11 protein-coding genes are annotated in these 16183 nt (G+C 52.2%); 2 read left to right on the top strand and 9 right to left on the bottom strand.

Annotation, left to right across the window (positions count from 1 at the left end; all coding sequences use genetic code 11):
* The first annotated feature begins 6 nt into the window (after positions 1-6).
* A complete protein-coding gene (locus G462_RS0102155; protein ID WP_026957517.1) occupies positions 7-2223 on the top strand; it encodes an AsmA family protein in 2217 nt (738 codons plus the stop codon).
* Here G462_RS0102155 and G462_RS21525 read toward each other — a convergent pair.
* Positions 2220-3134 carry a bifunctional GNAT family N-acetyltransferase/hotdog fold thioesterase gene (locus G462_RS21525; RefSeq protein WP_035476460.1) on the bottom strand — a complete coding sequence of 305 codons (915 nt, stop codon included), beginning with the start codon at positions 3132-3134 and terminating at the stop codon, positions 2220-2222. The genes G462_RS0102155 and G462_RS21525 overlap by 4 nt on opposite strands.
* Positions 3135-3282: 148 nt before the next feature.
* On the opposite strand from G462_RS21525, the gene G462_RS0102145 reads away from it, so the two are divergent.
* Positions 3283-4530 carry a YdgA family protein gene (locus G462_RS0102145; protein WP_026957516.1) on the top strand — a complete coding sequence of 416 codons (1248 nt, stop codon included), beginning with the start codon at positions 3283-3285 and terminating at the stop codon, positions 4528-4530.
* Between the two features lie 78 nt (positions 4531-4608).
* Here the strand turns inward: G462_RS0102145 and G462_RS0102140 are convergent, their stop codons facing one another.
* The 8 genes from G462_RS0102140 to G462_RS21515 form a co-directional block, all read right to left on the bottom strand.
* The gene (locus tag G462_RS0102140; protein ID WP_026957515.1) at positions 4609-5784 is read right to left on the bottom strand and encodes a carbohydrate porin; all 1176 of its coding nucleotides are present in this window, start codon (positions 5782-5784) and stop codon (positions 4609-4611) included.
* Between the two features lie 565 nt (positions 5785-6349).
* Positions 6350-7504, bottom strand: a complete 1155-nt coding sequence (locus G462_RS0102135; RefSeq protein WP_026957514.1) for a carbohydrate porin — start codon at positions 7502-7504, stop codon at positions 6350-6352.
* Positions 7505-8081: 577 nt separating this feature from the next.
* Positions 8082-9266, bottom strand: a complete 1185-nt coding sequence (locus G462_RS21520) for a carbohydrate porin (protein ID WP_051326469.1) — start codon at positions 9264-9266, stop codon at positions 8082-8084.
* Between the two features lie 471 nt (positions 9267-9737).
* On the bottom strand, positions 9738-10829 hold the full coding sequence (locus G462_RS0102125) for an ABC transporter ATP-binding protein (RefSeq protein ID WP_026957513.1): 1092 nt from the start codon (positions 10827-10829) through the stop codon (positions 9738-9740).
* 79 nt (positions 10830-10908) lie between these two features.
* Positions 10909-11910 carry a LacI family DNA-binding transcriptional regulator gene (locus G462_RS0102120; protein ID WP_026957512.1) on the bottom strand — a complete coding sequence of 334 codons (1002 nt, stop codon included), beginning with the start codon at positions 11908-11910 and terminating at the stop codon, positions 10909-10911.
* Positions 11911-12240: 330 nt separating this feature from the next.
* On the bottom strand, positions 12241-14442 hold the full coding sequence (locus G462_RS0102115) for a glycoside hydrolase family 3 N-terminal domain-containing protein (protein ID WP_026957511.1): 2202 nt from the start codon (positions 14440-14442) through the stop codon (positions 12241-12243).
* A 236-nt stretch (positions 14443-14678) separates the two neighbouring features.
* Positions 14679-15116, bottom strand: a complete 438-nt coding sequence (gene dtd, locus G462_RS0102110; RefSeq protein WP_026957510.1) for a D-aminoacyl-tRNA deacylase — start codon at positions 15114-15116, stop codon at positions 14679-14681.
* The gene (locus G462_RS21515) at positions 15113-16060 is read right to left on the bottom strand and encodes a virulence factor BrkB family protein (RefSeq protein ID WP_245579517.1); all 948 of its coding nucleotides are present in this window, start codon (positions 16058-16060) and stop codon (positions 15113-15115) included. Before G462_RS21515 ends, dtd begins: the two co-directional genes overlap by 4 nt.
* Positions 16061-16183: the final 123 nt, after the last annotated feature.

Here is a 16183-nt window from a genome sequence, read left to right as displayed (position 1 = left end):
TAAGTGGTGCTCCGACGCCTGATAGACCTACTCGCAATCTTGCTGCTATTGGTATTGGCCGGGTTAACCTTCCTGGCCTTCTCGTTTCATCCCGACCAATATCGCTCCCAGATCCTCCAGTGGGTCAACCAACAAAGTGACTGGCAGGTCGACTATCGCAGCGCCGACTGGCAGCTCTCCGCGCCACTGGTGTTGCGCCTCAAGCAAGTTCGGGTTGGCAAAACCAATACCGCTTCGCTACTGGTAGACGAGCTCGAACTGCAGCTCTCTGCCAGTGCACTACTCAACAAGCACCTAAGGGTCAACACCTTAGAAGTTCGTCAGCCTCAGCTGGCGCTGCGCCCGAGTATCCTGACAAGCTCAAACACCACATCGCAGCCCTCCAGCAGTAAGCTACCGTGGTTCGAGCAAGCCAGTATCGGCAAGCTGCTACTCAGTGATGCCGATGTGCACTACCAAGATGGCCTCGATAGCTTTCGCCTGCTCAAAGGCGAGCTGATCGTTGAGGATTGGCAGCTCTATCAGCAGCACAGCCTCGACCCAGAGAACTGGCGACTCAAGCTACTGTTAAATGCCGGGCAGCTGCATACACCGTGGGTTAACCTCGCTGCACCTCAGTTGGCGCTCGCCTGGGATGGCAGCACCTTGCAGCTCAATCACCTAAGCGCCGACCTTTATCAGGGCAGTATTTACGCGCAAGCCAACTGGCGCGATAAGCACCTACGGATAGACGATCTGGTCATCGATACCCTGCGCTTTGAGTACTTTAATGAACAAGCGCCGTCGCCAGCCCCAGCGGATAGTCCATTGCCTGAGCTCGCGTGGCTGGAACAGCTTTCGCTGCGCCGCGCCCTGATTATCGACTCCAGCGCAATGCTCAGCCACGCCGCCGAACAGGGACAGCCAGTACACTCAATAACCCTCAACCAAGTCAACGCCGAGCTAAGCCAGTTACACCTACCTTGGCCGTTCGCCATCGAGCAGTTGTCCGGCGAGCTAAGTGGGCAGGCCAGCGAGTTTTCCTACAATCAGTACCATTTCCAGCAGCTCACCGCTCAAGCCAAGCTGACACCGGAGCTATGGCAGCTGGGCTATCTCGGCGCACAAGCCTTTGAAGGCGAGTTTGATGTGAGCGGCGAGTACACGCTTGCCGACAGGTCACTGCACATCCGCCGCTTTGCCGCCAATGATATTGAACTCGCGATTGAGGAGAGCTGGTTCAATCCGCAACAAAGTCAAGCAACTCGCACCGAGCTACCGCTAAACAGACTGTATCTTGAGCAGGTCCGAGTGCATAAGTTAAAGCTGCTCTCCTATGTGGATAGCTTCCCCTTCGCCGCCGAAGGGATCAGTCTGGACCTGCGCGACCTGTCACTTATCGAAGATGGCCAATGGCAACCGATGGAGCAGTTGTGGCAGCCCTCCAGCGCGCTGTTTCTAGAGGCGCCAGAGCTGGCCTACCGCGGCTTGGTGGTGCAACGCTTTAATGTGGATGCCAGCTCACAGGCCGAGCTAGGTTATTTGAGCGTGTACGCCGAACTCCCCCTCGGGCAGCTGGAGCTAAGCGCGCAAACCCAGCTAGATCAGCCGCACCGCCCGTGGCAAGCACAGCTGCAGGCTCTGCTGCTGGATATCAGCCCTTTGGCTCGCTTGGCGGACAACCGTCAGTTTCGCTTGGTGGGCGACCTTGAGCTTAGCGGCCGCTGGCAGGGCCAGCTGCAAGAGTTCGTGGCCAACTTAGAGGGCGAGCTGCAACTGAACAGCCGATTACTGCAGCTACCCGGCGGCGACTTAGAGTTAGGGCTCGATCAAGTGATTGACCATCCAGAGCAACACTTTGAATCACCCTCTGCGTTGGTGAAGCAAGGCGTTGCGCTGGTATGGACCGAGCCTCAAGCGCTGCCGCGCGGGGTTACTCAACTGAGCGAGCTGAGCCTGCAGGTCGACTTTCGCGAAGGTAAGCTACACATTCCGCCGCAGCAACTGCCGGGCATGCGCTATCAGCTGCAGCTAGCCGGTGAGTTCGATTTAGCCCAGCACAGCCGTAACGTGGAGCTTCAGGTGCAAGAGCAAGATTGCTGGCAACTGACCCAGCGCTGGCGGGGAACCAGCGATTCACCGCAAACCTACTTGTTTCATCAAGACAGCCCGTGGGCTTATGCCCTCGAGCAAGCCAGCCACGTCGAGCCGATTAACCGCCCTGAGGCTTGCCAAGCGCGCTAGCCGGATGCCGGTGGCGCAGTCGGTAACAGCACAAACACCGCGCGAAACTCGGCGCAGCATTGTTGGCTGTCGCCGATCTCGACCACCACGCGCATCTTGGCCTTTATACCATTGATAAGCGGCAACAAGCTGCCCTTCATGCTGCGTTTGTTCACGGCGGCTCGGGCATCCTCAGTCACTGCGTGGCGATGGCGGATTTCCGATTTTGCCAGCACGATATCGGCGTCGATGCCGTGCTCTTTTAGCATCAGCCAGATCATCCCCCAAGCGGATAAAGTCGCCAGGTTATACAGGCTGCCGGCAAACATGGTCTGGTGGGGATTGTGGTTTCCAGCCAATGGCAGGGAAGTGGTAAGACGGTTGCCGGTGTACTGTCTCAGCCGCAAGCCCATCTTTTCACTGAGTGGGATCTGCTGATTAAAAATCTGCTGTAACTCGGTGCACAGCTTAGGCTGACGAACAAAGCGATGCGTATCGGAGAGCTCCTTTACCATCTGCTGTTGCTTTACTTTCACCTTATCGAAGGTGGCGCTGCCATTGGGCTCAAAACCGCAGCTGAGAAAGAACGGTACCGAATCGCCGCGGGCGTTTACCACCACACGTTTGACCCCCTCGCTGTGCGCCGCTTTCTCCAGCGCCATCATCAGTAGCGTACCTATGCCTTGGTTACGTTTGATGGGATCTACCGCGATATGGCGGATCAGCGCCTCTTGATTGTCACTGACAAACAGCCGTCCCACAGCAATCGCATCACCCTGTTCGTCGCAGATCATCCGATGAATGCTGTGGGCATCGTAGGCATCGCGCTCACTTCCCAAGGGCAGCTGCAACGGCTTGTTAAGCACCTCCCAGCGAAAGTGATAGTACTTCTCCATTTCCCCTATGGAGTCGGGGCAGACCACTGCAACCATGACTAACATCCGTTGTTGACATAAGTAATAACTATAAGCCTTCACCGCCAGTGTGACCACGCATTTTAACCACTTCGGTGATAAGCTAGGGCGCTGTAGCGCAGTCCAATACACACAATAGTGCGCCATAACGTTAGGAAAGAGATAGATGAAAAAGTTCATTGTGCTGGCAATTCTCGTGGTGATTGTCTCGCTTCAGTACTTCACCCACCATAGCTACCAGCAGCACAGTGAAAGCCTGCTCAATGAGCTAGCGCAGCAAGATGACCTCAGCTTAACCTTGCTCGACCGCCAGCGCAGCCCCGTCAGCTATCAAGAACGTTGGCAACTTGAGCTTGCGCTAGACGAGACGCAGAGCTGGACATTTTTCATCGATCAGAACGTTCAGCTACTGCCACTGTGGGCCAGTGGTCACTGGCAGCTGGACATGACTCAGGGCAGCATTCAAGCGTGGCTGCATCGCCACGGACTCACCCACATCCCCCACCAAGGTAAATGGCACGCCAATCTTTGGCTCGATCAACTTAACAGCCAACTCAATATCCAAGCCTTTAGCGGCAAGCTGGATGCCCTGCCCTTCGAGATCCAGCCACTCAACGCAGTATTTACTAGCGACTTGGCAGGCACCAAGGGCGAGCTGGAGATGAGCTGGCAAGGCGCCAGCCTGAAGGGGATAAACAGCCGCGATCACTTCAGCGTGAAAGGTCTCAGCCTGAACGAACGCTTTACCCGGGTTGAGCAGCAATGGCTGGCCGAGCGCAGCCACTGGTCGCTACAACAGCTAGACTGGGTAGCCGAAGGCTTTGCAGTGACGGCCAGCGATTTTGATACGCAAAACCAGTACCTTGTCGAGAATGGCTTGAGCTATCTTGACCTGCAAACCCGTATTGCCCAAATCACCAGCCGCAGCCAAGGCCAACAGCTTGAGCTTGCTAACCTGCAATTGGATGCCCAGCTAGGCGGTGTGGAAGAGCAGTTGTTGCTCGAGCTTATCGCCCAGCAAAGTCAGTCGCCCAGCGCCGAAGAGCAACAACAACTGTTCCAAGCGCTGCTCAACAAGCCGCTGCTATGGGATCTGCGTAAGTTTGCCTTCGACATCGATACCCAGCAAGCCGGCGTAAAGATGCAAGGAGATGTTGATGCCAAAGCCAAGGTCATTGTTCAGCCCTTTCGCCTGGAAGACATCAGCTACGAACAGCAACTGCTGCGCTATCTGGATGTGAACGCCCATATGAGCGTCAACGAAGAGTTTTTCGATAACAGCCCTTATCGTTTGTATGTCGAAGGCCTACGTCAGGTGGGGTATCTGGATAATGTCGATGGGCGCGATCAGATTAACCTGATCTTTAATGACAGTGAGTTTTCGCTGAATCGCTTGCCGATGCCCTTGCTCTAGTCACGGACAGATTCAACAGAACTAAAAAGCCGCCTGTTACAGGCGGCTTTTCTATTTTAGATGGTTAAGAGGCGGGGCTTACCACCATGCTTCCCACATTGCACCCAGAGTCAGGGTATCTAGATCAGTACTGTTGCTTTCGTTGTCGGCGTTACCCACAGTTGCGTAGAAGCGCAGCATTGGGCGAGACCAAGTCTTAGGACCTACCGCCATGTTTTGCGACAGGGTCAGTTTCCAGGCAGTATTGGTTGCATCGGTATTATCGTAATCAACCACGCTGTAGCCAGCTTCTAACCAGGTTGAGTGAGTGTCATCCCAAGAAATATGCGGGCGAACCACTACGTTGTAGTTGGCACGATCAGCGCTATCATCAGCTTCTTCAAGTGACTGATAGCCAATACCGTAGTCCATGCCAGCACGCTCAGAGAACCCGAAGCCACCTTCCAAGTGAGCAAACAAAGCCTTCTTACCTTCAGTTAGCTCAAAAACACTATCTTTAGTGTTGTCAGAGTAGCGAACCACCAACGAGTGACCTGCCATTTTAACGTTGGCAGCGATTTGGTAAGAGTTAGTATCGTTGTCTGGTTTCGCTTCCGAGGTAAAGCCGTAGTTGGCATAGATGTCCAGGGTAGCGCTACCCAAGCCAATACCGTGCAATTTACTGGTCAAAGCATAGTTACCGCTGTCACCACCGTGACAGCCAATACCATTAGCATCACCCGGGTGGGTACCACAGTCAATTTGGCCAACAATGCCAAGGTTCAGCTTAGCGCCACCTAGGTCCATATTCTTAAAACCACCACCTTGACCATCGTGGGTCATCCAGAAGTAATCCATCAGGTTGGTCTGAGGACGTTGGTGGAAATCACGACCCGCCCATACTGTCATATCAGGCTGAGAGGCAAAGATACCGGTACCCGCCGCAAAGGCTTTTTTCAGGCCAACATCACCCGAACTCCACCAATCGTACTGGGTCCAGTGGTCAAGCATGACGCCGATTTGCCACTTCGCTCCGCTAGCCGCCTCGGTGAAGTAGTTAAACTGGAATTCACCACCGTTGTATTCGTTACCCAAACGACCAGCACTGCGGCCATTGAGGTCACCGGCAGGCGCTACGTATAGAGAGTCCTCATCAGCTTGGTAGGTTGCACCATAGCGGGCATAGCCACCAAAGCTAAACTCACCAGCAGTTGCAATACCACTGCAGAGTACGCCGCTCGAGACCAGTGCAATTGTAAGCGCTTTCAATTTCATAATGTCAATTCCTTGTGATTTGTTTTTTATTTGATAGCTGCAGGAAACTAAGCCACTGAGCTAACGTCACAAATTATATGGAGTCAAAAAAAGATGAAATGAGATCAAACTCACGAGCGTTCGCAAGCTTGAAACCGCTTGATCACACTGACAGCAGAAAGAGATATATTTCAGCAACCCAACAAAAACATCATTTAAGATTCAAACCAGCATGCCAGTGACTACAGATTGACCTAGGGATGACGTTTACCTCAGGATAAACACACTTTTATAAACTTTACTGTCATGAAATTCATGATAACGATTTCATAGAGATTTTATGCACCTGATGCAACTCGCCATTTTTTGAGATTCAGCACACCGTTTCAGGCACCTCCTTGCAACAGGATTCATAGCTGGTTTGCATGCTTCCTATTAATTTTTGCTGATAAGTTGGTTGGGCTCGGCAGGGTAGAAAGGTCGGAAAATAAGGTGGAAGTAGTTGGTGGTGTCACGCATGCAAGGAAGGGATAAATAAAGCCGCCTATTAAGGCGGCTTCACTAAGCTATGCGTCGGTTGCAGGGCTTACCACCAAGCTTCCCACATTGCGCCTAGAGTAAACACATCTTGGGTAACACCCGCGTTGTCATTTTCACCCACGGTAGCGTAGAAACGCAGCATTGGACGAGACCAGGTGTGAGGGCCTACCGCCATGTTTTGCGATAGGGTCAGCTTCCACGCCTCGTTGTCTTTGCTTTGACCTTCCACATCAACCACACTGTAACCCGCTTCTAACCAGGTAGAGTGGGTATCATTCCAAGAGATATGTGGACGAACAACCACGTTGTAGTTAGTCGCAGACTTATCCATGTCTTGATAGCCGATACCGTAGTCCATGCCTGCACGGTCAGAGAAGCTGAAGCCACCCTCTAAGTGGATGAACAACGCTTCCATGTCTTCAACTAGGTCAAATACTGTGTCTTTGGCGTTATCAGAGTAACGAACAACCAATGAGTGACCAGCCATCTTCAAGTTTGCAGCCAATTGGTAAGCATTGGTGCTGTTGTCAGGATGAGCTTCTGAAGTAAAGCCGTAGTTAGCGTACAGATCAAGAGAAGCAGAACCGATGCCGATGCTGTGTAGCTTAGAAGTCAGGGCGTACTTGCCGTTGTCATTACCGTGACAGCCAATGCCATCCGCACCGCCTGGGTGAGAACCACAATCAACTTGACCTACAAGACCAATGTTTAGTTTAGCGCCGCCCAAGTCGAGGTTATCAAAACCACCACCTTGGCCATCGTGAGTCATCCAGAAGTAGTCCATCAAGTTAGTCTGAGGGCGCTGATGGAAGCGGCGGCCAGCCCATACAGTCATATCAGGTTGAGAAGCGAAGATACCAGTACCTGCTGCAAAGGCTTTTTTCAGAGCAACATCACCTGAGCTCCACCAATCGTACTGAGTCCAGTGGTCCAGCATTACACCAACTTGCCATTTAGCACCGCTTGCCGCTTCAGTGTGGTAGTTAAACTGGAATTCTCCACCGTTATATTCGTTACCCAAACGACCGGCACTGCGACCATTCAGTTCACCTGCAGGACCCACGTATAGTGCATCTTCGCTGCCTTGGTAGGTCGCGCCGTAGCGAGCGTAACCACCAAAGCTAAACTCGCCGGCTGCTGCAGTGCCACTGAACAGCATGCCGCTAGAGACTAGTGCAATTGTAAGCGCTTTCAATTTCATGATTTCAATTCCTTGTGTTTGTTATTTTTAAGCCGCCACGCTGACTTCCTCGGCGACTGGAAAAATTATAAGAAGGCAACTAAGCTGGAAACGAGATCAAACTCACGAGACAATTCTCTACAAAAGCCTCGCTATCACATTGCGAAAACATAGACATAACAACCACTAGAGCCCTTTTATACAGTTATAGCTTTTTTTTATTCGACTTATAAATGAATAAGCAACTGCCTGAAGGGTTATCGAGTAGTATTTTCTATAAATATCAGCAATCGCTTCGATGAAAGCAAAGACCGCGGTTTCATGGTGAAACTTTGAAGCGTTGAAAACGCTACCATTCGCGTGATCGTGTGCACAGTATGCAATGGGGCTTTGGCGCGAGTTTCAGAGTGCAAAAAACAAGGGAGTGAAGGGTAAAGATCGCCTGCTGACAGGTTAAGCTCAACATGCTGTTCACCGCGGAGAGCCGGAAAATAGGTCTGTACTTGGTCGCCTATGCATTGGAGGCTGGATTGAGTAGAAAAAGCCCCCGGACCGGGGGCTTAAGTGTTAAGGCAGTGTTTACTTGGTTAAGCCAGACTTACCACCAAGCTTCCCACATTGCGCCAAGAGTCAGGGTATCTAGATCAGTACCGTCGTTCTTGTTGTCTGCATTACCCACAGTTGCGTAGAAACGCAGCATTGGGCGAGACCAGGTGTGAGGGCCCACCGCCATGTTTTGAGACAGGGTCAGTTTCCAGGCAGAGTTCTTAGAGCCTTCATCGTAGTCAACCACACTGTAGCCAGCTTCTAGCCACGTAGAGTGGGTGTCATCCCAAGAGATATGTGGACGTACTACCACGTTGTAGTTTACGCGATCTTCTGCGTCATCATCAGCATCTACCGATTGATAGCCAATGCCGTAGTCCATACCAGAGCGCTCAGAGAAACCAAAGCCACCTTCCATATGTACGAACAAAGCGCTGTAGTCTTCTTTCAGGTCAAATACGCTATCTTGAGCATTGTCAGAGTAGCGAACCACCAACGAGTGGCCAGCCATCTTAACGTTTGCTGCCAATTGGTAAGCGCTTGAGGCCATACCTGCGTCATCGGTATCGATCGCTTCAGAGGTGAAACCGTAGTTAGCGTAGAAATCTACAGTAGCCGCGCCAACTTCAATCGAGTGCAGTTTACTGGTAATCGCGTAAACGCCGCTGTCGTTGCCGTGACAACCATGGCCATTTACATCTGGGTCAGGGTGGCTACAGTCAACTTGGCCAACAAAGCCTAGGTTCATCTTAGCGCCGCCTAGATCCAAGTTATCAAAACCACCACCTTGACCATCGTGAGTCATCCAGAAGTAGTCCATCAGATTGGTTTGAGGACGCTGGTGGAAGTCGCGACCTGCCCAAACCGTCATATCAGGTTGTGAAGCAAAGATACCGGTACCGGCAGCGAACGCTTTCTTAAGGTTTACGTCGCCAGAGCTATACCAGTCGTAGGCAGCCCAGTGATCCAGCATTACGCCAACTTTCCAACGAGCACCACTTGCAGCAGTAGTGTTGTAGTCAAACTGGAATTCACCACCGTTGTATTCGTTACCCAAACGACCAGCACTACGGCCGTTTACTTCACCCGCAGGGCCAACATACAGAGAATCTTCATTTGCTTGGTAGGTTGCACCGTAACGGGCGTAACCGCTAAAGCTGAAACCATCTTGAGCAATCGCGTTACCGCTCATTGCCATCGCCGCTGCCATTGCAACTGTAAGCGCTTTCATTTTCATAACTGATTTCCTTATAGGTTTAATAATGTGTGCCCAATCTTTGCGGACATCGGAAACCAGTTTAATTAACTGCTCAATGAAGTTTGGGCGATATATCACATGGCAACAGCCAAAAATCTGCACAGATCAAATCAAGTTATGAAATCGTGTGAAAGGCAGCATAATGAGCTACCCTCACTCCATTATTTAGATCATATGTCCACCCACAAGATATAGGCGATATTTTAGTCTACCACCGAAAACCCATACGATAGTGTAATCGTTCGCAATCAAAGCAGTAGCTCAGTGATTGATGTATTTACGGCCAATCCAGCAAGCGAACAAGTAAGCGAACCCGCCGTATCTCTCGGCCTGAACAGTTCATTAATGAGTGGGTCAACTAGAGCAGGGTTGGAAAGATACAGGATGCAGCTATTCGGCGGGTACAAAAAAGGCCAGCACGATGGCTGGCCTTGTTAAGGGAATACAGAACTAGATTAGCGACAGCTCGCTGTTCTTATCGAACAAGTGGAACGACTTGGTATCGATAAATAGCTCTTGGTCTTCGTGTAACTCAGCATCTTCGTTTGGCACTTCCGCCACGATAGCTTGGCCACCCATTTCGGCATTGAGCAGCACGGTTGCGCCCAGTAGCTCGTGGTTCTTCAGCTTACAGTGGGCTTTCAGGGCTGAGCCTTCTGCCACTTGCTTCTCACGTAGGTGGATATCGGTTGGGCGAATACCCACAGTCACTTCCTGACCCGCTTGTGCCTTACCTTCAAACTGCGCTGGCAATGGCAGCTCTTGGTCTGACATCGACAGTACCAGCTTGGAGTCTTTCTGCTGCACTTTGGCTGGGATCATGTTCATGGTTGGGCTACCAATAAAGCCACCCACAAACTTGTTGGCAGGCTTACTGAATACTTCGTGCGGCGTACCAATCTGGGTGATAACGCCTTTCTCCATAATCACTACGCGGTCAGCCAAGGTCATTGCCTCTACCTGATCGTGGGTAACGTACAGAGTGGTGGTGCCCAGTTTACGGTGCAGCGCTTTAATCTCAGAGCGCATCAAGCCACGCAGTTTGGCATCCAGGTTAGACAGCGGCTCATCGAACAAGAATAGTTGTGGAGTACGAACCATCGCGCGGCCCATGGCAACACGCTGACGCTGACCACCAGAAAGCTGCTTAGGCTTGCGTTGCAGCAGCGGAGTTAGCTGCAGCATCTCGGCGGCCCAGTTTACTTTCTTCTGGATTTCTTCTTTTTTCATGCCCGCCAGTTTTAGGGCGAAGCAGATGTTCTCTTCCACGGTCATATGTGGGTAGAGTGCATAGCTTTGGAATACCATCGCCAGGTCGCGGTCGATCGGCTCAACATCGTTGATGCAACGATCGCCAATCAGGATCTGACCGGAGGTAATGCTTTCAAGACCAGCCACCATTCGAAGGGTTGTCGACTTACCACAGCCAGAACCACCCAACAGAACAACGAACTCGCCGTCTTTAATTTCCAGGTCAAAGCCCTTTACTACTTCGGTCTTACCAAAGCTCTTCTTTACGTTTTTAAAGGTTAACGAAGCCACGTTAAATTCTCCAAGCTGCACAACAGCGCATTAAACTTAAGGGCTCGATGGCCCCCTCAATTCTTTTAGTCATTTTCCTTCAGCAGCGACGATTAGCAGAGGAGTCTCGGGCCATCAAAGAAGGCTCCAGACGAAGATTGCTGTTTCGCTGTCGGGTACTGTCTTTATCCAGAGCATACTCAGCGGCGAGTTTGCCCATGGTTATAATCGGGAAATCGATGGAGCTTAAGCGCGGGCGCAGGTGCCGGGCGAAAGCCATGTCATCGAACCCAATCACCGAGTATTGATCTCCCGGTGTGTAGTTGTTTTGTGAGAGCCAGTCATACACCTGCAACGCCAGGTTATCGTTGCCGCAGAACACGGCACTGAACTCTACATCGCGCTTAAATAGCTTTTCGATAACCGGCATGCTGCGGTCTTCCATAAAGCTACCTTCGACGATTAGCCGCGGATCGAACTCGACCCCATGCTCATCCAGCGCTTTGCGATAGCCATTAAAGCGATCGCGGGCATCTTCGTAGAGCAGCGGCCCTGAGATATGAGCAACTTTTTTATGGCCCAGATCCAGCAGATGCTTAGTCGCTAAGTAACCACCTAGCTCGTTGTCCAAGCGGATGCAATCTTCAGCCAGTTCAGGAATAAAGCGGTTGATAACAACCACTCGGGTTCCTTGCTGCTTGAGCTCGATGAGCTCATCATCGGGCAAGGCATTGGTATGCAAGATCAGCGCATCAACCTGACGGGATAATAGAAAACGCACCGCATCGCGCTCTTTCTCGAGGTCGTCGTAGCCACTCGCAGCAATCAGGTGGACACCTTGCGCGCGCAGCGTCTCTTCAACGGTATGTAGCATCGGGCCAAAGAAGTTACCCGAGATATGGGTGACCACCATGCCAACGCTGTTTGAGCGGTTTGACGCCAATGCTTGGGCAAATGAGTTAGGGCGATAACCCAACTCTTTCATTGCCTTGTGCACTCGCTCTCGATTAGCCTCAGAAACTCGTTTGTGACCATTGATAACCCGCGACACTGTCGCCTGAGATACCTGTGCAAGTTCTGAAACTTCCTTAATCGTTGCCACCGCTCAACTTCCCCTGACCTACTCTTGGTTTTGAACCACTCTAGTTATTAACGCCACATTGGCATATTGAAAGCGCTTACACTGACTATCACTGATCCCTCGAACTAAAGTCAATTGAGTATCAAAGCTGACCGTCGATTCTGTGAACAGCAGCAACTTTTCTCCGCAAGCTGATGTAATTTCATCGAAAAAAAATCACCTTACACCAAGTTCATGTGAATAAGCGCTTATTTTACAACAACTTGCTAAGATTCAGCGGTGTGACATCGGTCCACTCTTGGCGCCGAGCTAAACAGCGCCAGGCCTTGTGTGACAAGGCCTGGCGTCGGACTAACCGACAACAGTAAACCGCTTACACAATAGTGAATCAGGTTTGCTCGATCCGCCAACCATGACCTCGAAATCGCCATTTTCGACACGCTTCTCAAGCTCCGGCGTAATCACATACAGTTCATCCACCGCTAAGCTGAGGCTCACCCGCTTTGACTCACCAGCTTTGAGCGACACTTTCTGGTAGGCGCACAGGTTTTGGATTGGCGTGGTCACGGAGCTGTAAATGTCGTTAAAATACAACTGCACAATCTCTTCACCGTCGCGCTCGCCGGTGTTGCTCACCTCAACGCTCACGGTTAGTACCTCACCAGTGCGTAACTCGCTAGCGCTAAGCTGCATATCCTGATAGCGGTAAGTGGTGTACTGCAAGCCTTCACCAAAGGCGAACAATGGTTCCATTGGCAGGTCGATGTAGCGCTCCTGGCCATCCAGATATTGCGAGTTTTGCGCATGCCAACCTTGGAACTTGTTGTAGTAAACCGGTAGCTGCCCCACATGATGCGGGAAGCTGATGGTCAGCTTACCGCTTGGGTTAATCTCGCCGAACAGGGTCTCAACGATCGCTTGACCGCCTTTACAGCCCGGGTTGAAGGCGCACAGCAGTGCGTTGGCATGCTCCTTAATCCACGGAATCGTCAGCGGTTTAGAGGCGATGTAGTTCACCACCAGCGGCGTACCAGTTTGCTGTACCGCTTCCAGCAAGGCCTGTTGTTGCCCGGTGAGATCGAGCATCGCACGGTCATGAAACTCCCCGTTCAAACGCAGGGTATCTCCCACACACGCCACCACCAGATCGGCTTGTTTAGCCAGCTCAACTGCTTCGCTGATTTCGTTAAACTCGGCATCGACACAATCTGCGCCTTTGAGGTAGTCCAGCTGGAAGCCATAGCGCTCAGCCGCCAGTTTGAAGGCGTCCAGCACTGTGGTGGTATCTTCACGGTGGAAGCTGTCATCGGCCGCGCCGGCTTGCATGGAGCCGAACGACCAGTCGCCGAGTTGCGCCACCACGTCATCACAGTTTGGCCCCACCAGCAGCACCCGTTGCAGACGATCGCTCTCTAGCGGCAGGATGCCATCGTTTTTCAGCAGCACCATGGATTTGCGGCTGGCTTGCAGCGACAGATCCCAGTGGGCGTCGTTGCCGATCACCTGAGCTTTCTTACTGACATCAGCGAAGCGCTGCTCATCGAACAGGCCTAGCTTGAACTTCATACGCAGGATACGGGCAACCGCATCATTCACCAGCGCGATATCTAGCTGGCCTTCATTGACCAACTCAACACAGTCTTGATAGAAGTGCGGGCTCGACATCATCATGTCGTTACCTGCCGCCAAGGCGAGATAGCTGGCGTGTTTGCGGCTCTCGGCAACGCCCTGCTTGGTATGCAGCGAGGTGACGTTCTCCCAGTCGGTCACGATAAACCCTTCCAGACCCCAGTCGTCCTTGGCCACATCACGCAACAGCCAGCTGTTATTGGTAGCCGGCACGCCATCCATCGAGTGATAGCCGGTCATCAGGCTGGCACAGTTGGCCTGCTTCACCGCTTTTTCAAAGGGTGGCAAGAAGGTCGATAGCAGCTTGCGCTTGGAGGTATCGCCCTCGTAAGAGTCACGGCCACCTAGAGTATCGCCGTAGCCAACATAGTGTTTAGCACAGGCCAAGATACTTTCAGCGCCACCAATCTGCTCGCCTTGGTAGCCTTCAATGGTCGCCGCAGCCAGCTCGCCAATCAGCCAAGGATCTTCACCGTAGGTTTCGCTCACCCGGCCCCAACGCGCATCGCGCGCCACACACAATACCGGCGAGAAGGTCCAGTGGTGACCACAGGCGCGCACTTCTTTTGCCGTCGCTTCAGCCATGTCGCGATGCAACTGCGCATCCCACGAGCAGGAGGTTGCCAGCTGGGTGGGGAACACGGTGGTGTCGTTCTCCAGACAGTGACCATGGATCGCATCGATACCAAAAATTAGCGGGATACCCAAGCGGGTATTAGCAGCGCGCTGCTGCAGTTGGTGCATCTGCTGATCGGTACAATGCAGGTAGGAACCAATGTGCATCTCTTCGAGCTGTTCGAAGTATTCTGGATTGTGGGCGGGTAGCTGCAATAGCTGACCAGCCTTCTCTTCAAGGGTCATGCGCGCCAACAGATCGGCGATTCGCTGTTCGGTATCGAGTTGGGAATTTTGATAGGGAAACATAGCCTTACCTCTTAGCCTTAGCTCTATTGGACGAGCTCAATTGGACGAGCTCAATTGGACGCGCTCCCAAATTAATCGAAGATAAACGAAATACTCGTTACCAAGGGGAACGCCAAGTAAGGCGATACTACTTAGGGGCTAGTGGCTTTGCATGTGACAAAGCCACAGATTGAGAAAAAAACGACAAAAATTGTGGGCTTTTGCCATGAGTTTCATGTGGCGGCGCGCAAGACTCTCTAGACCTGCAGCCAGAAGGTCATCGGTCCATCATTAACCAAACTGACCTGCATATCGGCGGCAAACTGGCCATTTTCGGTGGGCACGCCACGCTCTTTGCAAGCCTCGCTAAAGTACTGATAAAGGTGTTTGGCCTGCTCCGGAGAAGCGCCACGCGAGAAGCCGGGGCGCAGCCCCTTGTCGGTATCTGCCACTAAAGTAAACTGCGATACTACCAACAGCGAGCCATTCACTTGCTGGACGTTTAAGTTGGTTTTGCCCTGTTCATCGGCAAACAGGCGGTACTTGATGACCTTGTCGCACAGCTTATTTGCTTTTTGCTCGTCGTCGCCCTGCTCCACGCCCAGCAGAACCAGCAGCCCTTGTTGGATTTCCCCTACCGTCTCACCAGCCACGCTGACGCTGGCCTGAGACACTCGTTGAATTAATGCAATCATGCTTGTTCCTGTTGTTGTTCTTGTTGCTTTTGCTTCGCTTGCTGAGGCGAGCTGGCTTGATCCAGAGCTTGTGGTCCCGATGATAACTGAGCCTGCCGCTGCACTTGCTGGTACTCGTCCAGTGCCGCGGTAAACTCGGCGCCAAACAGCACCACCACCCAACTAAGGTAGATCCACACCAGCAAGATCGGGATGCTAGCAAGGGCGCCGTAGATCAGCTGATAGGTCGGGAAGGATGCAATATAGATAGCGAAGCCGCGCTTACCCAACTCAAACAGCAAGGCCGCCACCACCGCGCCAGCCAGACCATGGATAAAGGGCACTCGCCGGTTGGGAACCATCAGATACAGCAAGCAAAACATGCCCACCGAAAAGATAAACGGCAGCCCGCGCAATAGTTCGCTAAGTAGCGAGGTGACGGCCGTTTCACGAAATAGCTGCAGCGACAGCAGGTAGGAGCTTACCGCCAGACTGCCGCCCATTAACAGCGGGCCGAGCGTCAGAACCGTCCAATACATGGGAAAGGCACGGGTCCAACGCCGGTGCGCTTGCACCCGAAAGATCTTATTTAAACTGTTGTCGATGGCGGAGATCAGCAGCAAGGCCACCACCATCAGCGCCAACACCCCCACGGTAGTCATACGCGAAGCGTTCTCGACAAAACCGCGCAGGTTTTGCTTCACCACCGCCCCGGCCGCCGGCACAAAGTTGTTGAAAACAAAGTCTTCAATCAAGCCCTGAAAGTCGGCAAACATCGGAAAAGCACTAATAATAGAAAAGGTGACAGCGACTAGAGGCACCAAAGACAGCAGGGTGACGTAGGCCAAGGAGCCCGCCATCATGGTCAAGCGGTCGTGTTGCAGGCGACGCACCAAGGCGATGCTAAAGTGCCAAAGATGATGCAAAGCCCGGCGCATTGTAGTGTTGGCAGCGAGAGTGTTCACAGTTCCATACCCTGAGTCACGAGCAATAAGTATGTCTGATTCAAGCACTTATCTCCAGCTCTAGAGGAGATCTAAGGGTTTGTAGCAGAAGATTAAAGCATCAGCTTTTTTTGATGATGATCA

This window comes from Aliagarivorans taiwanensis DSM 22990 (assembly GCF_000429505.1).
Lineage (GTDB): Bacteria > Pseudomonadota > Gammaproteobacteria > Enterobacterales > Celerinatantimonadaceae > Aliagarivorans > Aliagarivorans taiwanensis.
This window is presented reverse-complemented; position numbering and strand designations above follow the sequence as displayed.